General features: G+C 33.2%; 21 protein-coding genes and 1 tRNA gene. 2 read left to right on the top strand and 20 right to left on the bottom strand.

All coding sequences use genetic code 11. The features are described 5' to 3' along the window. The 17 genes from tuf to glmU form a co-directional block, all read right to left on the bottom strand. Complete coding sequence (gene tuf, locus GKF99_RS07135; RefSeq protein ID WP_154273007.1) at positions 1-1,194, bottom strand: elongation factor Tu; 1,194 nt, start codon at positions 1,192-1,194, stop codon at positions 1-3. A gap of 11 nt (positions 1,195-1,205) precedes the next feature. After that, complete coding sequence (fusA, locus tag GKF99_RS07130; protein ID WP_094203421.1) at positions 1,206-3,293, bottom strand: elongation factor G; 2,088 nt, start codon at positions 3,291-3,293, stop codon at positions 1,206-1,208. 28 nt (positions 3,294-3,321) lie between these two features. Next, the gene (rpsG, locus tag GKF99_RS07125; RefSeq protein WP_002835373.1) at positions 3,322-3,792 is read right to left on the bottom strand and encodes a 30S ribosomal protein S7; all 471 of its coding nucleotides are present in this window, start codon (positions 3,790-3,792) and stop codon (positions 3,322-3,324) included. Between the two features lie 109 nt (positions 3,793-3,901). Continuing rightward, positions 3,902-4,315, bottom strand: coding sequence for a 30S ribosomal protein S12 (rpsL, locus tag GKF99_RS07120; protein WP_002835374.1), 414 nt, complete (start codon positions 4,313-4,315; stop codon positions 3,902-3,904). 131 nt (positions 4,316-4,446) lie between these two features. Next, positions 4,447-5,295 (bottom strand): ABC transporter ATP-binding protein, encoded by an 849-nt coding sequence (locus tag GKF99_RS07115; RefSeq protein ID WP_154273006.1) that lies wholly within the window; start codon positions 5,293-5,295, stop codon positions 4,447-4,449. Beyond that, complete coding sequence (locus tag GKF99_RS07110) at positions 5,295-7,739, bottom strand: hypothetical protein (RefSeq protein WP_154273005.1); 2,445 nt, start codon at positions 7,737-7,739, stop codon at positions 5,295-5,297. Before GKF99_RS07110 ends, GKF99_RS07115 begins: the two co-directional genes overlap by 1 nt. 10 nt (positions 7,740-7,749) lie before the next feature. Next, on the bottom strand, positions 7,750-8,034 hold the full coding sequence (locus tag GKF99_RS07105; RefSeq protein ID WP_154273004.1) for an isoleucyl-tRNA synthetase: 285 nt from the start codon (positions 8,032-8,034) through the stop codon (positions 7,750-7,752). A gap of 102 nt (positions 8,035-8,136) precedes the next feature. Then, positions 8,137-8,940, bottom strand: a complete 804-nt coding sequence (locus GKF99_RS07100; protein WP_154273003.1) for a metallophosphoesterase — start codon at positions 8,938-8,940, stop codon at positions 8,137-8,139. 46 nt (positions 8,941-8,986) lie between these two features. Then, positions 8,987-9,062, bottom strand: a tRNA-Lys gene (locus GKF99_RS07095). Between the two features lie 100 nt (positions 9,063-9,162). Continuing rightward, complete coding sequence (locus GKF99_RS07090) at positions 9,163-10,362, bottom strand: diphosphate--fructose-6-phosphate 1-phosphotransferase (RefSeq protein ID WP_172976425.1); 1,200 nt, start codon at positions 10,360-10,362, stop codon at positions 9,163-9,165. Positions 10,363-10,388: 26 nt separating this feature from the next. Continuing rightward, positions 10,389-11,270, bottom strand: a complete 882-nt coding sequence (locus GKF99_RS07085) for a YitT family protein (protein WP_094206928.1) — start codon at positions 11,268-11,270, stop codon at positions 10,389-10,391. After that, positions 11,270-11,764, bottom strand: coding sequence for a hypothetical protein (locus GKF99_RS07080; RefSeq protein ID WP_094206927.1), 495 nt, complete (start codon positions 11,762-11,764; stop codon positions 11,270-11,272). Before GKF99_RS07080 ends, GKF99_RS07085 begins: the two co-directional genes overlap by 1 nt. A 67-nt stretch (positions 11,765-11,831) precedes the next feature. Further along, complete coding sequence (locus GKF99_RS07075; protein ID WP_002835383.1) at positions 11,832-12,122, bottom strand: HU family DNA-binding protein; 291 nt, start codon at positions 12,120-12,122, stop codon at positions 11,832-11,834. Between the two features lie 114 nt (positions 12,123-12,236). Then, the gene (locus tag GKF99_RS07070; RefSeq protein WP_094206926.1) at positions 12,237-13,202 is read right to left on the bottom strand and encodes a peptidylprolyl isomerase; all 966 of its coding nucleotides are present in this window, start codon (positions 13,200-13,202) and stop codon (positions 12,237-12,239) included. Positions 13,203-13,213: 11 nt separating this feature from the next. Beyond that, the gene (mfd, locus tag GKF99_RS07065) at positions 13,214-16,720 is read right to left on the bottom strand and encodes a transcription-repair coupling factor (RefSeq protein ID WP_154273001.1); all 3,507 of its coding nucleotides are present in this window, start codon (positions 16,718-16,720) and stop codon (positions 13,214-13,216) included. Further along, positions 16,717-17,289, bottom strand: coding sequence for an aminoacyl-tRNA hydrolase (pth, locus tag GKF99_RS07060; RefSeq protein WP_154271958.1), 573 nt, complete (start codon positions 17,287-17,289; stop codon positions 16,717-16,719). The genes mfd and pth overlap by 4 nt, the downstream gene beginning before the upstream one ends. A 15-nt stretch (positions 17,290-17,304) precedes the next feature. Further along, positions 17,305-18,669 carry a bifunctional UDP-N-acetylglucosamine diphosphorylase/glucosamine-1-phosphate N-acetyltransferase GlmU gene (gene glmU, locus GKF99_RS07055; RefSeq protein WP_154273000.1) on the bottom strand — a complete coding sequence of 455 codons (1,365 nt, stop codon included), beginning with the start codon at positions 18,667-18,669 and terminating at the stop codon, positions 17,305-17,307. A gap of 130 nt (positions 18,670-18,799) precedes the next feature. On the opposite strand from glmU, the gene GKF99_RS07050 reads away from it, so the two are divergent. Next, a complete protein-coding gene (locus GKF99_RS07050; protein WP_154272999.1) occupies positions 18,800-19,921 on the top strand; it encodes an FAD:protein FMN transferase in 1,122 nt (373 codons plus the stop codon). A 93-nt stretch (positions 19,922-20,014) separates the two neighbouring features. Then, positions 20,015-20,515: a hypothetical protein gene (locus tag GKF99_RS07045; protein ID WP_241673586.1), complete on the top strand. Its 501-nt coding sequence runs from the start codon at positions 20,015-20,017 to the stop codon at positions 20,513-20,515. A gap of 120 nt (positions 20,516-20,635) precedes the next feature. On the opposite strand, the gene sufU is transcribed toward GKF99_RS07045, so the two are convergent. The 3 genes from sufU to GKF99_RS07030 are packed head-to-tail and all read right to left on the bottom strand — an operon-like array spanning position 20,636 to position 23,367. Then, a complete protein-coding gene (gene sufU / locus GKF99_RS07040) occupies positions 20,636-21,091 on the bottom strand; it encodes a Fe-S cluster assembly sulfur transfer protein SufU (RefSeq protein ID WP_094205424.1) in 456 nt (151 codons plus the stop codon). Beyond that, positions 21,078-22,328, bottom strand: a complete 1,251-nt coding sequence (locus GKF99_RS07035) for a SufS family cysteine desulfurase (protein WP_154272997.1) — start codon at positions 22,326-22,328, stop codon at positions 21,078-21,080. Before GKF99_RS07035 ends, sufU begins: the two co-directional genes overlap by 14 nt. Beyond that, positions 22,318-23,367: a SufD family Fe-S cluster assembly protein gene (locus tag GKF99_RS07030; protein WP_154272996.1), complete on the bottom strand. Its 1,050-nt coding sequence runs from the start codon at positions 23,365-23,367 to the stop codon at positions 22,318-22,320. Before GKF99_RS07030 ends, GKF99_RS07035 begins: the two co-directional genes overlap by 11 nt. Positions 23,368-23,374: the final 7 nt, after the last annotated feature.

The following is a 23,374-nucleotide window of genomic DNA, read 5'->3' as shown; positions in this document are numbered from 1 at the left end:
TTATTCTATAATTTTAGAAACAACGCCAGCTCCTACTGTTCTTCCGCCTTCTCTGATGGCAAATCTTAATCCTTCTTCGATTGCGATTGGAGTGATTAATTCGATTATGAATTTTGCGTTATCTCCTGGCATTACCATTTCTACGCCTTCTTCTAATGCGATGTTTCCTGTTACATCTGTTGTTCTGAAGTAGAATTGTGGTCTGTATCCTGAGAAGAATGGTGTGTGTCTTCCACCTTCTTCTTTTGTTAATACGTATACTTCTGCTTCAAATTTTGTGTGTGGGTGGATTGTTCCAGGTGCTGCTAATACTTGTCCTCTTTCGATGTCTTCTCTTTGTACACCTCTTAGTAATGCTCCGATGTTATCTCCTGCTTCTGCTTCGTCAAGTTGTTTTCTGAACATTTCTACACCTGTTACTACTACTGTTCTTTTTTCTGTTGTAAGTCCTACGATTTCTACGTTGTCTCCTACTTTTACTTTTCCTCTTTCTACTCTACCTGTAGCTACTGTTCCACGTCCTGTGATTGTGAAGATGTCTTCTACTGGCATTAGGAATGGGTGGTCAACGTCTCTTACTGGAGCTGGGATCCATTCGTCTACTTCTTCCATCAATTTCATGATTTTGTCTCCCCATTCTCCGTCTGGATCTTCTAATGCTTTTAATGCTGATCCTACTACGATTGGTGTGTCGTCTCCTTCGTATTCGTATTCGTTTAATAGATCACGTACTTCCATTTCAACTAATTCGATTAGTTCTGGATCGTCTACTTGGTCTTCTTTGTTTAAGAATACTGCGATTTTTGGTACGCCTACTTGTCTTGCTAACAAGATGTGTTCTCTTGTTTGTGGCATTGGACCGTCTGCTGCACTTACTACTAGGATTGCTCCGTCCATTTGTGCTGCTCCTGTGATCATGTTTTTAACGTAGTCAGCGTGACCTGGACAGTCAACGTGTGCGTAGTGTCTTTTTTCTGTTTCGTATTCTACGTGAGAAGTGTTGATTGTGATTCCTCTTTCTCTTTCTTCTGGTGCTTTGTCGATGTTAGCGTAGTCTACGAATTCTCCTGAGCCCATTCTCTTGTTTAATACAAGTGTGATTGCTGCTGTTAATGTTGTTTTACCGTGGTCTACGTGACCGATTGTACCAATGTTTACGTGTGGTTTATTTCTTTCAAATTTAGCTTTACTCATTTATAAGCCTCCTATTTATTATTCTTTTTTCCTATAACTTCTTCTGAAATTGAGTTAGGAACTTGTTCATAATGATCGAATTGCATTGAATATGTTGCACGACCTTGAGTTTTTGATCTTAAGTCTGTTGCATATCCAAACATTTCTGCCAATGGAATAAACGCATCTAATACGTGTACACCATTTTTAGGATTCATACCGTCAATCTTACCTCTTCTTGATGAAACGTCTCCCATTACATCTCCCAAATATTCATCTGGAGTTGTGATTTCAACTTTCATCGCTGGTTCCAATAAGATTGGTTTTGCTTTAGCAACTGCTGCTCTGAAGCCCATAGATCCGGCAATTTTATATGCCATTTCTGATGAGTCGACATCGTGGTAAGAACCATCTAAAAGAGTAATCTTCATGTCAAGCATTGGATATCCACCTAAGATACCTGTTTGAGCTGCTTCTTCAGCACCTGCTTGAACTGATGGGATGTATTCTTTTGGAATAGCACCACCGACAATTGCGTTAACAAATTCGATACCATTTGATTCTTCTGGGTTGTCAAGTGGTTCAACTCTAAGAGTACAATCACCGTATTGTCCACGACCACCTGATTGTTTAACGTATTTTCCTTGAGCTTCAGCTGCTTGAGTGATTGATTCTCTGTAAGCAACTTGTGGGTTACCAATGTTAGCTTCTACTTTGAATTCACGTAAAAGTCTATCAACGATAATTTCAAGGTGAAGTTCACCCATACCAGAAATGATAGTATCGCCAGTTTCTTCGTCTGTGTATGTTCTAAATGTTGGGTCTTCTTCTGCAAGTTTTGCAAGAGCGATACCCATTTTTTCTTGACTTGCTTTTGTTTTAGGTTCGATTGCTACAGAAATTACTGGATCTGGGAATTCCATGTTTTCAAGGATAACTTCGCTATCCATATCACATAAAGTGTCCCCTGTTGTTGTATCTTTTAAACCGATGATAGCTACGATGTCTCCAGCGTATGCTTTTTCGATTTCTTCACGCTTGTTAGCGTGCATCATTAAGATACGACCAATTCTTTCTCTCTTACCTTTTGTTGAGTTGTAAACATAGCTTCCTGATTCAACAGTTCCTGAGTAAATTCTTGTGAATGCAAGTTTACCAACGTATGGGTCTGTTGCGATTTTGAATGCTAATGCTGCAAATGGTTCTTCATCTGATGATTTTCTTGTAGTTGGTTCATCAGTTTGAGGATCTACACCTTTGATGTCAGGTACATCAATTGGTGCTGGCATATAATCAACGATAGCGTCCAATAATGGTTGAACACCTTTGTTCTTATATGCAGAACCACAAAGTACAGGGTTCATTGCATTAGCAATTGTTGCAGTTCTTATAGCTCTTTTGATTTCTTCTTCAGTTAATTCTTCACCTTCAAGGTATTTTTCCATTAACTCTTCATCGTGTTCTGCTATGTTTTCTAATAATTCTGCTCTATATTTTTCAGCTACTTCTACTAAGTCACTTGGAATATCTTCAACAGTGAATTCTGTTCCTAGTTCGTTTTTGTAGATATTAGCCTTCATTGTAATAAGATCAACTACACCTACGAATTTATCTTCAGCTCCGATAGGAATTTCGATAGGTACAGCATTTGCTCTCAATCTTTCTCTAATAGTGTCAACAGACATAAAGAAATCAGCGCCTGTTGCGTCCATTTTATTGATGAAGCAAATTCTTGGTACGCCATATTTATCAGCTTGTCTCCAAACAGTTTCTGATTGTGGTTCTACACCGCTTTTTGCATCGAATAAAGCAACTGAACCGTCAAGAACTCTAAGAGATCTTTCTACTTCAACTGTGAAGTCAACGTGACCCGGTGTATCGATAATATTGATTCTGTTACCTTTCCAGAAACAAGTTGTTGCTGCAGAAGTAATTGTAATACCTCTTTCTTGTTCTTGAACCATCCAGTCCATTTGAGCGGCACCGTCGTGAGTGTCCCCAATTTTATGGATTTTACCTGAATAGTATAAAATACGTTCAGTAACTGTCGTTTTACCGGCATCAATATGGGCCATTATACCAATGTTTCTTGTATCTTTTAATGAAACTTGTCTAGCCATTTTTTCTCCTTACTTACTTTCCGATAGATTAGTATCTATAATGTGCAAAAGCCTTATTAGCTTCAGCCATCTTGTGTACGTCTTCTCTCTTCTTAACTGATGCACCAGTGTTATTAGCTGCATCCATGATTTCTTTAGCTAACTTTTCAACCATAGTTTTTTCACCACGAGCTCTTGTATAAGTTGTTAACCATCTCAAACCTAAAGTTTGTCTTCTTTCTGGTCTAACTTCGATAGGAACTTGGTAGTTAGCTCCACCTATTCTTCTAGTCTTAACTTCTAAGATAGGCATAATATTGTTCATTGCTTTGTAGAATACTTCAAGAGCATCTTCTCCTGTAGTTTCTTTGATAATATCAAAAGCACCATAAACAATTTTTTGGGCAGTACCTTTTTTTCCGTCTAACATAATGTTGTTGATAAGCTTAGTAACTGTCTTATCATCGTAAACTGGATCTGGCATTACCTCTCTTTTTTGAACATGTCCTTTTCTTGGCACTTCGCTTCCCTCCTTACTATTTAGTATTTCTCAGGTACTCGAATTACATCGCTGTGCTATAAATGTATATTAAAATCTTTTATTCACACTAATACCTTTTGTTTTTGTTTTATTTCTTTGGTTTCTTAGCACCGTACTTTGAACGACCTTGCATTCTGTTTTGAACAGCTGCAGTATCCAAAGCACCTCTGACAATGTGGTATCTTACCCCTGGTAAGTCCTTTACTCTACCACCTCTGATTAATACAACACTGTGTTCTTGTAGGTTGTGTCCGATACCTGGAATGTAAGATAAAACTTCCATACCATTAGTTAAACGAACTCTGGCAACCTTACGAAGTGCTGAGTTAGGCTTTTTAGGAGTCATAGTTCTTACTGAAGTACATACGCCTCTTTTTTGAGGTGAGTTAGCTTCTGTATAGCTTTTTTTGATGCTGTTGAAGTTACGACTCAAAGCTGGTGAATCAGATTTGTAAGTTTTAGATTTTCTTCCTTGTCTTACTAATTGATTAATTGTTGGCAAATTTTCCACCTCCTGAAATTATTTTATGCATAAAAAAAGAATATACAAGATATTCTTATTTATCCTTGTATATTCTATCATTAACATTATGATATGTCAAACAAATTCTTAGTTTTTTGCATATTTTTATTTTAAATTCCAAAAATTTCTTTGTATCGTTCTTGAGAAGTTTTCGAACGTCTTTTGATATCCAAAATCTCAATATTATTTTCTATAATAACAGACAAAATATCATTAATACTACTGTTGTTTAAGCTTATCATATTTTTATCCATATTAAAACCCTTTGAATTCAAAACAGATGATAATTTTTCGTTATCGCTTGAAATAATCTCTATGAATTTTTCATTTTCCAAAACTTCTTCCAAAATCTTCCCGTCTTTTAAGAACAAAATGTTATTAGTTATTTCGTCGATATCATTTAAAGAGTGACTGGATATTAAAATTCCCTGTCCATCATTCGCTTTTTGTTTAATAAGAGCCATCATTTTGATAACGCTAGTTGGGTCAAGACCAGAAAGTGGTTCATCAAGCAATATAATATCTCTTTGTGGCAAGAAATCCATCGCAAGCATCAACTTCTTTTTCATTCCCAACGAATACGACCCAGTTTTACTCTTTACGAAACTTTCGATTCCTATTTCTTTGATAACCCTATCCACATCATCCTTGGTTCTTTTATAGACATTTTTGATATAATTCAAATAATCCATGCCGTACAAGTTTTCATCCAAGATATTCTCATCTTTGAAAAAAGAAATATGATTAAAAATCTTCTCATCCTTAAACTCTTTGCCGTCTACCAAAACTTGTCCGCCATCTCTTTTGAGAAGATTGGTCATAGTATTCATCAAAGTAGTCTTACCAGAGCCATTCGGTCCTACCAAAGCTTTGATTTGTCCTTTTTCAATACTAAAAGATATATCGTGAAGTATCTTTTTCTTTCCGTAACTTTTTTCAATATTTACTACTTCTAACATTATTTCCTCCTGCCAAATGAAACTCTACCCAATACATAAAACAATATTGAACTAATCACAAGAACTACAACAGCCATCACCATCGTGTAAGAATTCTGTCTTATCAACGCCGACAAAAATCCCGTAGATACAAATCCCGAATCCACATAGTTAAATGGAATAAAAGATCCGATTACTCCCATGTATTTAATTGCGGTAAATGGAATTATCAGTGCAATCATTGATATTAATATCGTAAATAGCTTGTTAGTAGCAGTGTACATAGCATTTACAAACATACTGATAAATATCGTAAACAACACAGTTATTGTAAAAGATTCTAGTATATACACCAGAAATGGACCGACATTTGAGTAAATAATTCCACCGTCCACAATATAGTTAATAATTGGAAAATCACTATCTGCAAATCCACCCATAAAACCACCAGCTAAGAATAATATCAATGCTGCCATGATGTTTATACCAATCGCATATATTACGCTTTCTATAATCTTAGATTTGTACGATTTTATTCGACTTACAGGAAGTACCGATTTAAGTTCAAGCTGTTTATTCGATTTGATAATCGTAGATGTGAACAGCAGTAACGCAAATATTATTAAAATCACATTAAATTTGAGATAAAAATAATCATGTAACATCGCAAAAGCATTATTTCTCTCTGATATACCATGAGTAATGTAGTAATTGATTTTAGGCAAAGTTCCCTTGAAACTATCCACATCAAAAGGATTATAATCAATTCCTAATTCCGGAATATAATATTTGTCAGTTGGCATAATGTTATTGGTTATCATGTATTTTTGTTTGAAGAATGCTCCTTCAAGTGCAAAATCGTTGAATACGTCCACCATTCCAGTTGTTTCACTTCCTGTTCCTTGAAAATGAAAACCATTAAATTCAGTTACCCTTACCTTATTTAAATTGCTGAACTCTTGGGGAGATTTGTATCTATTTTCATAAGCTTCGAAGTATTTGTTCTCATTTTCGTAAAATTCCAAAGCATCTGAATGGGAATCTATCATTTCCTTTGCCCTTTTGCTATTGCCGTACTTTGCCTTAATCTCATCAATATCCCTATAAACCAAATTTTCTAATGCAGAATTAAGATGGTTATAGTTTTTAGTTTGAATTGAATTAAAATTATGCCAGTTGTTTTGCAAGCAGATATTTCCAACTAAAATAGCACACACAACAAACAATATCAAAAATCCATTAAATGATACTACACGGTTTTTAATGGAACCTTTTAAGTTGAATACATTTCTGTCTTTGTATGTATCATGTGATGTGAATTCTTTTCTCCTGTTCAAAAAAATCGTACCTATTGCTGTTATCAAAAGCATAACCACTGTAGCAATCACCGGTTTTAACGAAAACGACTTAAACAAGCTTAGAGGATTATATGCATGATTGAAGAAATTAAAATCAACCAATAGCAAACTCATTATTAAAACCAAAGTAAAATATTTTGCTTTGGTATTTTGTATAAGTTTATCAACAAAAGAAAACGCAAATCCAAACGCCATAGTGATTAACGCAAAAGGGAATACACTCTTAAAAAATGTAGACAAAGGCGTTCTCATAACGTATGAGTATTCTCTTATCGAACCAACTCTGTCTTTAACAGTCCTAATAACAAATGTAGAGTCGTAGTGATATGTTAAATCGCCCACGCCATTTCCAGTTATTAAAGATGACACAAATACTGTCAACAATGAAATGAAAATATACATCACAATCATACACATAATAATACCAAAATCATTTGCCACATCCTTGATTTTGGAATTCGATGTTACGCTGGTTATATCATCTTCTCTCATTGCAAAAATCATCACAAATCCTAGTAGAATTATCGGCATAGCTCCAAAAATCACACCAGCTTCATCAAATATCACTTTGCTGAAACTGTGATTATCATTCTCGTCAATCAATCTATCTTCTACGGAGTTTCTCTCTTTCAAGAAATTTATGTAGCCTTCTCCATTCAGTACAGCTCTCCTGAGCTCCTTAGGATTATCCATGTTCTCGTCTGTATGGTACTTATTATCCAGAGCATCTAATTCATTAGTGTACTTTATGATATCCTTTTCATTATAATTATACTTATTATACTTGTAGTTTTCGTCAAGTCCATGAGCTTTCATCAAGTTTTGTAGTATATTTTTCCCTTGATTAAGGTACGCTTTGTGGTCTTCGTAGCTTTTTTTGTCTGGTTCTTCTGGAGTTACTTTCTTCCAATCAGTTTTTTTGATGATCAGCTCATCCCAACTAATATTATTAGAAATGGAGATATCACTTGAAATGAGAAAATCAAACGCATGGTTGGTTGTATTAAAATGTAGAAAAAAAGCGACAATACCCATGGTAATAGAAAACAAAATCAAAAATGGAATCAGCCTGTATCTGTATAATTTTTTTAGTTTGTAAGTAAACATTTTTGTCTCCTTATTGTTTCTTTAAATTCCCAGAGTATCTGTAATACAACCTACCCTCTTCTTCATAGTCTGGACGTATTGATTTTTTCAGTACTCCCTTGTAGCCAGATTTTTCATATTCCATTTCTCCACCTACATTTTCATGTGATACTGAAATGTACTTAAAATCGTCATCGACTTCTATCCCTGAACTCGAAATCGTTTCTGATTTGTTTACAAGACTAGCATTAAGTCCAGCTATTACAACAAATACTACAGCCATAGTTGCAAATAGCTTTTTCATTGTGTATTTCATATTGTCTCCTTTCGTTGTCAAGTAATAATTTATTTACCTTTAATTATATTTTAGTACACTAAAATAAAAAAACAATAGTTTTCCAAGCATTGTATACTTTTCTTAACTATTGTTGATTTTTGTTAATTTTATTAAATTAATTTCTGGTCGATTAAATATCCTTGGAACGACCGTCTTTTCCTTGGCTAGTCCGCGTGACACTATAAGTGTATAATCGTCGCTATACCTTCCCCCTGCATATTTTGGAAACAAACCTTGACCCGGAGATATGAATCCATTTAAGATATAAGGAATCCTCCATTGTCCACCGTGAGTGTGACCTGATATCATCAAATCAAAATTTTTCAGATTTTTCTTGAAATAATAATCTGGTTTGTGAATCAAACATATATTAAAATTTTCTGAATTTAATTTTTCATCTAAATCATCTAATTTGTTTTCATAGTTTTCCAATATTTCTCCAGATGAATCGTCCACTCCGATAAGTTTAATGTTATTTGATAAGAACACTTCTTCATTACCGAGAATTTGCACATTATAATTTTTGATTGTCTCATCTATTTCTACCAGGTTTTCTATTCTTTTTTCATGATTTCCGTGAACGTAGTATATCTTTTTATCCAGTTGTTGCAATTGTTCCAGTAATTCAAATGCTTTTTTGGGTTTTAATTTGTCATCTACAATATCTCCACCCAACAAAATCACATCACAATCGACCGATTTTATTTTATCCATTAATTTCTTTTGATTTATTCCATAATCGCATGAATGAAGATCCGATAAGAATAATATGTCCATATCACGGTCAATCTTTTCAGATTTTATTTCGTATTGTACTATGTTGATTTTGTACGATATTGATATTAATAAAAATAATAATATCAATGCGGATACAATTAAATACATTTTTCACCTCAAATTAAAAAAACCGAGCTACAAAAAGCTCGGCTATTGGTGGCTCATCCGGGACTCGAACCCGGGACACCCTGATTAAAAGTCAGGTGCTCTACCATCTGAGCTAATGAACCACGACTACCTTTCTATGATAGCACAATCAGCTTGGTTTGTAAAGTGTTTTTTACAATTTTTTAAAAAAGAGCAGAATTATTACCAACTCTGCTCTTGATTTTACAATTTCACAATATCTTCTTTGTCGAATGCAAAGTATTGTGCTATTCCATTTTTGTATTCTACGTCGATTTCTCCTTCAATTAAAGGAAGAATGTAGTCCATAAATTCGTCGTCGATTTGAAAATGGCTGTCTGTGTATTTTGGAATTATCATTTTGGTTTTGTTGGCAACTTTTTCTATATCGACAAGTTCGAATTCTGTCTTGTAAGGTTTGTTGGAAATTCTTTTGATTCCGACCATTTTACCTGAATGATTTTCTACACATTCTACAGAAAATTCCCCAACTTCAAATGATTCTTCAATGTCAGTCTTGGATGCAAATGACATATCACATCGTTGAAGTATGTTCAGTTCAATACTTCTAATTGGCATATCATAAATTTCTTTTAATTTATCTCTGATTATGTGAGATGGTCCTTGTAATTGTGCATGGCCGAACTTGTCTTTCTTGCCAGATGTTTTAGATATGAAGTTATTGGAAGAATCTTTAATACCTTCACTTACTAAAATCAAAATGTTGTCCGTTCTTTTGAAGTTTTCATTGATTTCCTTGACTAGGTTATCAAATTCAAATGTATCTTCACTTATATACACAAGATCTGCTCCAAGGTTACAAAGTTTCTTGGAGATTGCTCCTGCTGCTGTTAACCATCCAGCGTATCGTCCCATGATTTCAACAATAGTTATAGTTCTGTAGTCGTAGATTTCTACATCTTTTGCTATTTCATAGACAGAATTTGCTACAAACTTCGCTGCAGAACCAAATCCTGGTGTATGGTCAGTTCCGAATAAGTCATTGTCGATTGTTTTCGGAGAGCCCATTACATTAATATCTTCTCCAATTTTTTCGATGTATTTGGATAATTGATACACCGTGTCCATTGAGTCATTACCACCAATGTAGATAAAATAATTAATGTTAAATGATTTCAAAATTTCCACGATTTTTGCAAGTTTTTCTTCGCTGTCTACTTTGTATCTGCAAGATCCCAATGCACTTGCTGGAGTGATTTTTAATCTGTTCAAATCTTCATCTGTTTTGATTTGTGCTTTCATATCTATGATTTTAGAATCTAGCAATCCTTGCACACCGTATAAGGCTCCGTACACATTGTCAAATCCTAGCTCAATTGCTTTTTTATAACAACCAGCCAATGTTGCATTGATGGCACATGTCGGTCCACCTGATTGTGCTATTAATAAGTTTTTGATAATACCACTCCTTAATATTCTTCTCTTTCGAATCCTTTACCCAATACTTCGTATGCGTCATTTACCGTAATAAATGCACGAGGGTCAATCTTTTTCAATTTCTTCTTCAAATACGCAACTTGTGCTCTTTTTAATACACAGAAAATAACTTCTTGTTCGTTATTCAAATAAGCACCTTCTCCGTGTAAGAAAGTAACACCGCGGTTCATATCTTGCATAATAATTGAAGCAACTTCTTCGTTCTTAGAAGTTATCACAAAAACTTGTTTAGTTTCACCTATTCCCAATTCGATTTTATCCAAAACTCTGTAAGCTACAAACATCGAAATAATAGTATAAAATCCTTTATCAATACCATACAATGCACTACCTATAGCTATGATTACTGCATTACAAGCCATAAGTACATTTCCTATTGAAATATCTTTTTCGTTTTTCATAATAGCAGCTATGATATCCAAACCACCACTGCATGTACCAAATCTAAAAAGCGTACCCATCGACGTGCCATTTATCGCTCCACCAACCACAGCTACAAGCATATCATCTTTTAAGATAAATGGATTTGGAAGATAGTGGAACAATGTCAAATAAATTGACAACACAATGGTAGAAATCGCTGCGTAATTTACAAATTGTCTAGTTAAGTATTTGTATCCAATAATCATAATTGGAATATTAAGTAAGAACACTGTAACTCCTGTAGGAATTCCAGTCATATATTGAACCAACAATCCAATACCAGTAGAACCACCACTCAAGAAGTTCTTTTGACTGAAGAAAAAGTCAATCGCAACGGCAGCCAATAAGTTAGCCAACAAAATTGAAATGATTTTCTTCTTGGCTTCATGTCTATTACCAAAATTTTTTACAAAAAAATCCGTTTTACTCATTATTTTATAAATCCTAATCTTTCTTTAATATATACATCCCATATAAACAAAGCCACAGCAATGACAACGAATGTGTATTTTTCATCCTTTATATCCAATGTAAACTTTTCGTAGATGCTGAAACCTTTCTTGTTTAATTCTATATTGCCAAAATCTAGTACATTGATATGTTTAAAATCAGAAATATCAATTACTTTGTCGTTGTCGTATTTAATAGTGTTAGACATGTCAGACTCTAATGTAAAATTGACATTCTTGGAATTTATTACGTATTTTTTGTTATTATCATAAAAAATACGCTCAACCTTCATCACGACATCTTCGTTTTCATCGTAAAACACAAAGTTTGAGCCTTTGTCAAAGCTTGACCCAATGAATGCATCAAAAAACGAAGTACTATTTCCTTCCTTGTATCCAGAATAAATAAGCTTATCATCCGATAAAATTCTAAATCTATCCTTTATGTCTTTGTTAATATAAAAATCGTAAATCATAATCAATCTTTCTTTGATAATTAAAAGTTTAATAATAAAAAATCAGGCCATAGGCCTGATTTATAAACTATTTACTCTTTTTCTTGTTAACTGCTTCTTTTAAAGATTTACCAGCTTTAAATACAGGCGCATTTGATGCAGGAATTTGAATTTTTTCTTCAGGATTTCTTGGGTTTCTTCCTTCACGAGCTTTTCTTTCTCTTGATTCAAATGTACCAAATCCTACTAATTGTACTTTTTCACCTTTTGCTAATGTTTCTTCAACAGTTTTAATGAATGCGTTTAAAGCTCTTTCGCTTTCTACTTTTGATAGCTCACTTTTTTTAGCTATACTAGTTAATAATTCAGATTTATTCATCTTTTCCTCCTTAAATTTTCAAAATAGTTAAAACCTATTTTAAATACAGTATACAGTAATATTTTTTTTATTTCAAGTGTTTTGACTGAAAAAACAGCGTTTTTTTATTAAAAATTAGTAAATTTTTACGCCCATATCCTTTTTTTGTTTTTCAAATTCTTTTTGAACTTTTTCTTGGATAATTTTGTTGGAAATTGCTGTCTTAACATTTTGTTTATTTGCATCAGTCATCTTATCTAATTCAGTAACTTTGCTGTTAAGTTTGATGATGTGATATCCAAATTCTGTCTTAACAGGTTTTGAAACTTCACCTGGTTTCATTTTCTTCAATGCATCAGAAAATTCTTTTACCATTGTAGATGATAAGAAATCACCTAATTTACCAGAATTTTGCTTAGCTGATGGATCTTCTGATTTTGCTTTGGCAACTTCATTGAAGTTCTTACCATCTTTTACTTCTTCGTAAGTTTTGTTTGCCAATTCTGATTTTGCTTTAAGCTTAGTGTCGTCCAAGTTTTTACCCTTGTCATCCTTACCAGAGAAAAGAATGTGATCTGCATTATATTGAGTATAAGTGTCTAAGTTTTTGTCAAATTCGTCTTTGATTTCTTTGTCAGATGGTTTGAAGTCTTTTTCAAATTGTTGAGAAAGTTTTTTGTTTTTCAATTGTTTTTCGATTTGTTCTTTCAAAGCTTGTTCTGTCATATTTTCTTTTTTTAGTTGTTCTTTGAACTTGTCTGCTCCACCTAATTGTTTTTGAAGCTTGTCAACTTCTGCTTGAACTTCCTTATCAGACACTTCAATTTTTTTATCTTTCATTAATTTGTTTGCGATTTTTTCGTTAATTAGCATATCAATGATTTTAGGTTGGATTTGCTTCAAAGCTTCCTTACCTTGTTCTGTATTAGGGTTGAAAATATCTTGTCCATAATACTGTTTGTAATCTTCCATTACCTTGTCCACATCTTTTTGGTAGATGTATTCTTTGCCAATCTTTGCCACTGCTCCGTCTGGTTTTTTAGAACATCCTGTTACCATTACCATCATCACAGCTAATACAATTGCTAAAAATTTCTTCATTTTTCCTCCAATTATTTCTCATTATCCTTCAAAAGTATCGATAATACTTCGATAGGATCTCTTAAATTTTTGTCCTCAAATCCCAAAATGATTTTAGGTTTTTCTGACAAATCAAATCTCATTTCTTTTTTGTAATTTTCTGTCAAGTATTTTAATGTTTCTAATGAAATTTTGTCAGGAGAAGAAAATTGCAAGAAAAGTTCTCCCTTTATTTCTTTTATACTTTCAATGGATAATTTAGCACAGAACGCTTTGATTATAGATACATCCATTATATTAACGATAGGCTTAGGAACATCTCCAAACCTGTCGATTAATTCATCAATTATTTCAGAATAATCATCTTCATCTTGAATAGATGCGATTTTTTTGTAGATATCAATCTTTGTTTCATTCTCAGAAATATAATCTTCAGGAATGTATCCATTGACTTTGATTTCGATTGTGACTGTATTCTTATTTTCAGAAATAGTCTCTCCCTTGGCTTCTCTGACTGCTTGTTCCAAAAGCTTCACATACAAATCATAACCGATTTTTGCGATGTGACCATGTTGGCTTTCTCCCAAAAGATTTCCAGCTCCTCTGAGTTCCAAATCCCTCATTGCGATTTTAAAACCAGATCCAAATTCTGTAAAGTCTTTTATTGCCATAAGTCGTTTTTCGGAAATTTCGGTCAATGATTTTTGCCCTTCATATGTGAAATAAGCAAACGAAGTTCTATCAGATCGTCCAATACGTCCCTTTAATTGATACAATTGCGACAAGCCCATCTTATCTGCATTATAAATTATCATTGTGTTGACATTTTGTATGTCAAGACCTGTTTCTATAATAGTTGTGCACAATAGTAAATCATAAATTCCATCTTGGAAGTCTAGCATTACATTTTCTAGCTCTTTTTCATTCATTCTACCATGAGCTATCGCTATGTTTAATTCAGGAACCAATTCTTTCAATTTAAATTCCATCTGATCAATATCTTCTATTCTATTATACACAAAATATATCTGTCCACCGCGGTCAAGTTCTCTGATTATTGCATCTCTTATCAAACTAGGATTGTACTCTGTAACATAAGTTGATATCGGAGTTCTGTCTTCTGGTGGTTCTTCCAATAAACTCATATCCCTAATTCCCGTCAAACCCATCTGTAAAGTTCTAGGAATTGGAGTTGCTGACAGTGTAAGCACATCTACATTTTCTCTCATAGATTTTAATTTTTCTTTGTGTCTCACACCAAATCTTTGCTCTTCATCAATTACTAATAATCCCAAATCTTTGAATTTCAAATTCTTAGACAGAATTCTATGAGTACCCACCAATAAATCTACAAGACCTCTTTGCACATCCTTCATTATTTGTTTTTGACGTGCTGGAGAGACGAATCTACTCATCATTTCAACTCTTATAGGATAATCTCTGAATCGTTCTTTAATTGTATTGAAATGTTGTTGTGCAAGAATTGTCGTCGGAACTAAGAATGCAACTTGTTTACCGTCCATTATAGCTTTAAAACAAGCTCTGATTGCAACTTCTGTTTTTCCGTAACCAACATCACCACACAATAACCTATCCATTGGTCTGTCAGATTCCATATCAGTTTTGATTTCTTCAATGGATCTTACTTGAGAATCTGTTTCTTCATAAGGGAATGAATCTTCAAACTCTCTTTGCCATTCAGTATCTTGAGAAAACTGATATCCTTTTAACTTGGCTCTTTTTGAATATAATTCAACCAAATCATCTGCCATTTCATCGACTGATTTCTTAGCTTTTTGCTTTGCCTTTGCCCAATCATTTCCACTTAATTTATTTAATGAAGGTTTTTTGATGTTGCCACCGCCGATGTATTTTTGGACCAAATTCATCTGATCCGTTGGAATCATCAGCCTGTCATTTGCTTTATATTGAATTACAATGTAATCTTTTTGTATTCCATTTACATCTATTTTTTCAATTCCCTTGTACTGACCAATCCCGTGATTTTCGTGTACCACATAATCATCGATATTCAAATCAGAATAATTGACAATATCCTGACCGGTACTTTTTTTCTTCTTACGTTTTCGAATTTGTTTTTCGCGTCCGAAAATTTCCTTATAAGTAATTATCAAATACTTAGGATCTTTTATTTCAAAACCATTTGGCAAATTCTTCTGAGTAATCAAAACCTGCGACGATTTGATATTTGCATTATAATCTTCAGCTTCAAGAGTTGGAATTCCATTAGTTAAGAACAAATCCTTGAGCATGTTTTTTCGTTCAACATTTGCCGCAAACACGATTTGCTTGAATCCCCTTAAACTGTTGGATTTGATGTTTTCAACCAAACTATCGATATTCTTGTTAAAGTTTGGCGCTTCCAATGTTTTAAGCTGATACATCGCATTTGATTCGATAAGTCTAGTTCTTTTGACCAAACTTGTAATGTTGACAGATTTTTTTGATTTTATCAATTTCAAAATATCGGAAATTGGAATAAGTGATTGTTCGTGTTTGGATAAAACTTCTCCTTTTTCAACCAAATACACGAAATCTTCCAAAAATCTTTTTTCTTTTTCCTTGTAAATATCATAACATCTGGACAAATCTTCAATCAGCATTATGCTGTCATCTAAAAAATAATCAAACACAGTATCATAATCTTTTTTTGTAAGAAAACATGATACCAAGTCGATTTCGTATTCCAAATCACTCCTGATGTATTCCATCAACTTTTCGAATTTGTCCTTGACATTGTCTACATTTTCTCCAAAAATTGGATGATTAACCCTTTTATCCAGATTTTTCTGAATAGAATTGATTATGGATTCTTTCTTTGATTCTTCAATAATAAGTTCGCTGCAACTAATGATGTCGATGAACTTGCAATCTTCAATTGATCTTTGAGTTGATACTTCAAAAAACCTCATAGAATCTATCTCGTCATCGAACAATTCAATTCTCACAGGAAATCTGCTGTGTACTGGAAAAATATCTACAATTCCACCTCTTATGGCAAATTGTCCCTTGGATTCTATGGTGTCTACTCTTTCGTACTTCAACACCTTCAACTTTTCTTGAAGTTCTTCCAAATTTATCAAATCAGTATCTTTGATTGTAAATGCGTATTTTTTTGCAACGGATTTTTTTGTGATTTTCTTCGTTAAAGCATCAAATGTAGTAACTATGATGAATTTTTCGTTGTTTAATAATTTGAACAACACATTTACTCTTTGATCTTCTGCATTATCGTCCAGTGATCTTGCGTTGTACAAGTTAAGTTCTCTGCTTGGAAAAAATTCGCAAATATTATCTTCAATATCATTGAGATATTCTGTCAAATTTCTTGCTCTCATATTGTCTTCTACAACTACGACAAGAGGTTTATCTATGTTTTTGGATGTTGCATACACGAAACTTGCAAAAGCTTCCTTAATGACACCGTGAATGTAAATAGACGAATTATCAGATGATAAAGAATTTAAATATCCCTGAAATTCTGTGTTATCCTCGTAAATTTTAGTTAGAAAATTCATATCAAGCTTTTCCCATTGAAGTTGTTCATAGCATAATCGACATTTTCTTCTACTATTTTGATAGCCGCATCACTTGACATGTCAATTTCTTTTTCTAAAACTTCGAATTCCTTCTTGCTAAATTGCGACAACACAAAATCCTTCAAATCGTAATTGTTGTCATTTTGACCGACAGATACCTTTATTCTTGCAAAATCTTGAGATTGAATAAGATATATAATGGATTTTAACCCATTGTGAGTTCCTGCGGAGCCTTTCTTTTTTATCCTAATAGTTCCGAAAGGAATATCAATGTCATCGCAAATAACAATGAGATTTTCTGCTGATAAATTATAATAATTAAAACAATCCAAGATAGCTTTTCCAGAATCATTCATATACGTTGAAGGTTTCATCAAAATCACTTTTTCGTTTCCGATAAATCCCTCACCAATCAACGATTTGAATTTTAATTTGTTCACCTTAATATTCAATTTTTTTGCCAAATCATCTATAACCATAAATCCGGCGTTGTGTCTTGTGTATTCGTACTTACTTCCTGGATTACCCAGTCCTGCGATTAAATACATATAATCATTCCATTTCTATCTTTTTTTCTTATAAACCCAATCTTTTTTGTTTTCTTGGCGGCTTCTTCCAATTGAAAGTGCACCTTCTTCAACATCCTCAGTAATTGTAGTACCACAAGCAATGAAGCTGTCCTTTTTCAAAGTCACAGGAGCAATCACATTTGAATTAGAACCGACAAACACATTGTCTTCAACCACAGATCTGTGCTTGTTCTTGCCATCGTAATTCACGAAAATTACTCCACAACCTATGTTGATATTTTCCTTCAAATCACTATCTCCAACATAAGCCAAGTGACCTGCTTTTGTTTTATTGCCAACAGTTGAGTTTTTGATTTCAACAAAGTTTCCAATATGAACATTTTCTTTCAAAACGCTGTTTGGTCTCAAATGAGCAAAAGGTCCGATGTCCGTATTTTTTCCTACGACAGAATTTTCGATGTATGATGATTTAATAACCACGTTGTCATCGATTTTAGAATCCACAATTTCACAATCGCCTTTAATTAAACAATCGCTGCCTATTTCAGTGTTTCCGTAAATCCTGCAAGGTCCAATAATCACAGTGTCCCTTCCTATTTTTACGGATGGTTCTATGATTACAGAATCTGCATTTGAAATTACAACGCCATCTTCCATGTATTTTTCATTAACTCTTTGTTTCAAAATTTCTTCACAGAAATACAATTGGGCTTTTGTATTTATTCCATAAGTTTCGTTTACATCAGAATGTTTAAATGTTTTGATAATTTTGCCGTCATTTCTGATGATTTCGAAAATATCTGTCAAATACATCTCGCCTTTTGAATTATCTGTACCGATTTTTTCAATCGACATCTTCAACACATCGCCGTTTACAATCATCATGCCGCTGTTGAATTCTTTTATTAATAATTGCTCATCATTGCAGTCTTTTTGCTCAACGATTTTGAGCAAATTACCATTTTCGTCCTTTACAATTCTTCCATATCCAAATGGATCGTCGATTTCACTTGTAAGAACTGTTGCAACGGAATTTTGTTGTTCATGGAAATCAAAAAACTTCTTCAACGTTTCTTGCTTTATTAATGGAGTATCTCCCGTTAAAATAATAACTTTATCGTCGTCATTTATTTCATCCAAACATAATTTAACGGCATATCCTGTTCCATAAGGATATTGCTCTCCTATATTTTGTTTTACTAGATGAATACTTTCATCTAAGTTTTCTCTTAAAATATCGTAATTATTTCCGCCGACTACTATTTTTTGATCCACAAAATCACAAGCATCCATGACATAATCAATCATAGTCTTGTTCAAAAGTTTGTGTAAAACTTTTGAGTTGTGAGATTTCATTCTAGTGCCTTCTCCGGCAGAAAGTATAATAGCTTTCTTCATTATTCATCTCCTAAAAAATTATCACTACCATTATACTATAAAACAGGAATTTTTGAAGCATATAATGTTAAAATAAGTCAAAGATGTCAAATTATTTCCCAAAATTTGATATAATGTATGTGGTGATTATATGAAAAAATTTATATTAGTATTTTTAACATTAACAATGTTAGTTGGCTGTTCTCAAAACAAAACTGAAAATAAACCAGTTCCAAAAGATCCAGCACCACAGGTAAATGAAAATGCTGAATCTTCGTCTAAAGATTTTGAGAAACACGAAGCCACACTTTATGACAAATTTGACACAGTAATAAGATATAGTTTGTATACAAAATCTGAAAAAGAATTCAATGAGTATTCCAAGTTTATCAACGATGAATTTGACAGACTTCACAAACTATACAGCACTTACGAAAATTTTGATGGCGTGGATAACGCAAAGACAATCAACGATAACGCAGGAATTAAACCTGTAAAAGTCGACAAGGATTTGTTTGATTTAATCAAATGGTCAGTAGAAGATTATTCCAAATACAATAAGAAAACAAACATCGCATTTGGTTCTGTAACTGATTTGTGGAAAAAATACAGAGACAATGCTCTTGAAAAGAAAAAAATTGAAATACCATCAGCAGATGTTTTGAAAGAAAAAAATCTTCACACAAGTATCGACAACATCGTTTTGGATGAACAAAATAGCACAGTTTTCTTGAAAGATAAAGATTCAAGACTTGACTTGGGAGCTACTGCAAAAGGATACGCCACAGAAAAAATAGCCCAAGAAGTAGAAAAACGTGGACTAAAATCAGGAATTATTTCAGCAGGTGGAAACGTCAGAACAATTGGAAAACCAATTATAAAAGGAAAAGACAGCTGGGTAGTTGCAATCCAAAATCCTAATTTGAATGAAGAACCAGAGAAACAATACGTCGCAATCTTGAAAATACCAGAAACAACATCTATGGTTACAAGTGGTGATTACCAAAGATTTTACGTTTACAACAACAAAAAATACCACCACATAATTGATCCAGATACACTTAATCCAGCGGATCATTTTAAATCAGTGACAATCGTCACAAAAGATTCTGGACTTGCAGATTTCCTATCTACAACAGTATTTGTCATGAATTACGAAGAAGGAAGAAAATTGGTGGACTCTATCGATGGAGTTGAAGCATTTTGGGTATTAGAAAACAACGACATCAAATACACTGACGGCTTAAAAGACATTATGGAACTAGAACAATAGAATTATTCAATAAAATAGTATGATATTTTATTGAATATGTGGTAGAATATTATTGTTATTAAATCAAACATAAGGAGGAATTTTATGCACCCAATGATAAAAAGATTTGTGGATTCAGAATTTTTAGATGAACAACAAGCAGAATTCATCGAAAAAGCAATTGAAAACCACGAAAATATTATTATTTCAGGACATAGATCAACAGGAATCAGACAATTATTAGCTATTATGATGGGAATTGCTAAGAAACAATTCAAATCAGTACAAGTTAAAGGATTAGAAAGCATGGACGAAGATGCTGAATACTATTTAATTCATGGTATCGACACAGAAGAATTCGAAGATATCGTTCAAAAAGCATTCGATAAACCAAATTCTTCACTAATCACAATTAAAGAACCAGAACACCCATACTCAATTATGAAAATAATGAAAAAAGGTGGAAAAAATTCAGGAGATTACACAAAAGTTGTAAACTTCCTAGAAGCTCGTAAAATCGATGGCGTTCCATTCATGATTAGTACAACAAAAATGACTTATAATGAAAAACATGGAATCGACAAGGATAAAGTAGAAAGATTCAAAGCTTTCTAATAATTGATTAATTAAATTAAGAGATAACTCGTTGTGAGTTATCTCTTTTTTTGTTTAATAAAAAAACTGATGAAACACACGTTTCACCAGTTAAAAATTTATTATCTATTTTATTGTCTATTAATCAGGAATAAATGAACCTTCTGATTTGTCGTTTTCAAGCATATCTTTTAATGTATACCATGAAAGAACTGCACATTTTACTCTTGCTGGTAATGTGGATATGCTTTGGAAGCAAACTGCATCTTTCAGAACTTTTAGTTCTTTTCTGTCAGTGATTTCTCCTTTTATCATGGATATGAATTTGTTGCACAAGTCTATTGCATCACTTACTGATTTTCCTTTGATTACATCGCACATTATGGATGTGGATGCTTGTGATATGGCACATCCCATTCCAGTGTATGCAATGTCTTCGATTGTATCATCTTGAACTTTTAGTTGCAATGTGATTTCATCTCCACAGCTTGGATTGTGTCCCAACTCACAATGAGTTGGATGTTCCAATTCACGTCTGTTTGATTTATCCCTGCTTTTTTCCAATATTAATTCTGTATATAAACTACCTAGTTCCAATTCTCATCAATCTCCTTACGTCTTCAAGATGTTCAATGAAAAAGTCAACTTCTTCAAATGTATTATAGAATGCAAAGCTTGCTCTGCATGAGAAATTTGTCTTCAAATATCTGTGAAGTGGTTGTGCACAATGGTGTCCACTTCTAATTGCAATTCCGTAACTATCCATAATACTTGCAACATCATGTGGGTGAGCTTCTTTGAAGTTAAAATCTAAAACTGGTGATCTATGAGTGTCACTTGTTGTGTATACATCGATGATGTCGGATTTTTGTTTGATTTTGTCATAAGCATAATCCATTAATGCTTTTTCATAATCTCTAATATTTTCTATTCCGATTTTTTCGATGTAATCTATCGCTGTTATTAATGATTTTACCGCTCCTACATCTTGTGTTCCTGCTTCAAACCTTCCTGGAGCATCCAAGTATGATGATTTATCTTCAAACACATATTCAATCATATCTCCACCGTACAAGAAAGGCTTTAAGTTGTTCAATAATTCTTTCTTTCCATAAAGTATTCCAACTCCCATTATGCTAAGCATTTTGTGACCTGAAAATACTAAGAAATCACAACCTAATTGTTGTACATCAACTTTGTTATGTGGAATATATTGTGCAGAATCCACGATGCATATACAATCTTTGTTAATTGATTTAACGTATTTTATCATTTTTTCGACATCTGGCATAGTTCCCACTACGTTTGATGCTTGTGTTATTGAGAAAATTTTCGTTTTTTCAGTGATTGTTTTCTTGAATTCTTCAAAATCCAATTGCATATTTTCTTTGTCAACATACATGTATTTTAATTTTGCATGTGTTTTTTTGCACACTTCCTGCCAAGTTACTAAATTACTGTGGTGTTCCATTATTGATATGACTATTTCATCGTCTTCTTTTAAATATTCATAGCCGTACGAATAAGCTAATAAATTTAAAGATTCTGTGGTGTTTCTTGTGAACACTACTTCTGAAGAATCTGCTGCATTGATGAATTTGGCGATTTTTTCTCTTCCAGATTCGTATACATCTGTAGATAAAACGCTCAATGTGTGTGCTCCTCTGTGAGGATTTGCATTTTCGTATTTGTAAAATTCACTTACGCTATCTATGACTTGAATCGGTTTTTGGCTGGTAGCTGCATTGTCCAAATAAACTATCGGATTTTTGTATTCTTTATCCAAATACAAAAAGTCCTTTCTTATATCTTCTACTTGTTTTTTATCTAACATCCAATTCCCTCTTTGCCATTTTTTCTCTGATGAATGAAAGTAGTTTGTTTTCCAAGTTTTCGTCATCTAATCTGCTTAATGATTCGCTAAATTTGGATTCAACTATCATACTTTCTGCTACATCTCTGGATATAGCACGGTTCATTATATAAAATAGCATATCGGCATCTATCTTACCTGCACTTGCTGCGTGATTACCTATAACGTCGTCTTCTCCTGCTAAAAGTATTGGAACTGACAAGCTTTTTGCATCATCTGATAACAATACTGCGTATTCTTCTTCTGTTCCTGTAGATCCCATGGATCCTTTTTTGAAATCAAGAGTTGACTTGAAGTTTTTATAAGATGTTTCTTTTAATGCACCATTTACGATACATGAAGATTTGGATTCTTTGCCGAAATGATTGATTTCATAAAGCATATTCAATGAATTATCTCCATGTGTGAAGTAAATACTGTTGATATCCAAGTTAGAATGTTTGCCATTCAAATTAGCTTTAGTATTGACATAATTGTCCTTGCTTCCTAATTCGTATTGGCTTAGGATGACGTTACTTTCTTCATCTAAGTTTAATATAACTGATTCCAATGCTGTGGTGTTTTTTTCTGTTTGAATAACAAAAACTTCCACATTGCTATTTTCTTTGGCATTGATTTCTATTACTGAACTTCTGAATTTCTTATTTTCGTCATTGTCTCTATAATCAAGTACAACTCTTAAGCTTGAGTTCTTTTCGGCTACAATTTTGTGAGTATCCAACAAAATATCATATTCTCTGTCAGTTACCAAATCGATAACTCCGAAATCTTTTACTTGATTTTCTTCTGTTCTATATTTTTTGAATAGATTTCCCGATTTTTCGTTCATATCCAAAGCTTCTTGACACACGCCAAAATCTTTGTTGTCTAATGATTCTACTGGATCAGAGTCTATTCTGTATTCTTTTATATCTATATCTGGAAGATTGATTTCTGTATCGTTAACTTTCAAATATTTGAAAGTTTTAAATCCCAGTTTATTGCCTTTAATTTGTTCCATATACAAC

Origin of the sequence: Finegoldia sp. BIOML-A2 (assembly GCF_009678315.1) — a bacterium.
GTDB lineage: Bacteria > Bacillota > Clostridia > Tissierellales > Peptoniphilaceae > Finegoldia > Finegoldia magna.
This window is presented reverse-complemented; position numbering and strand designations above follow the sequence as displayed.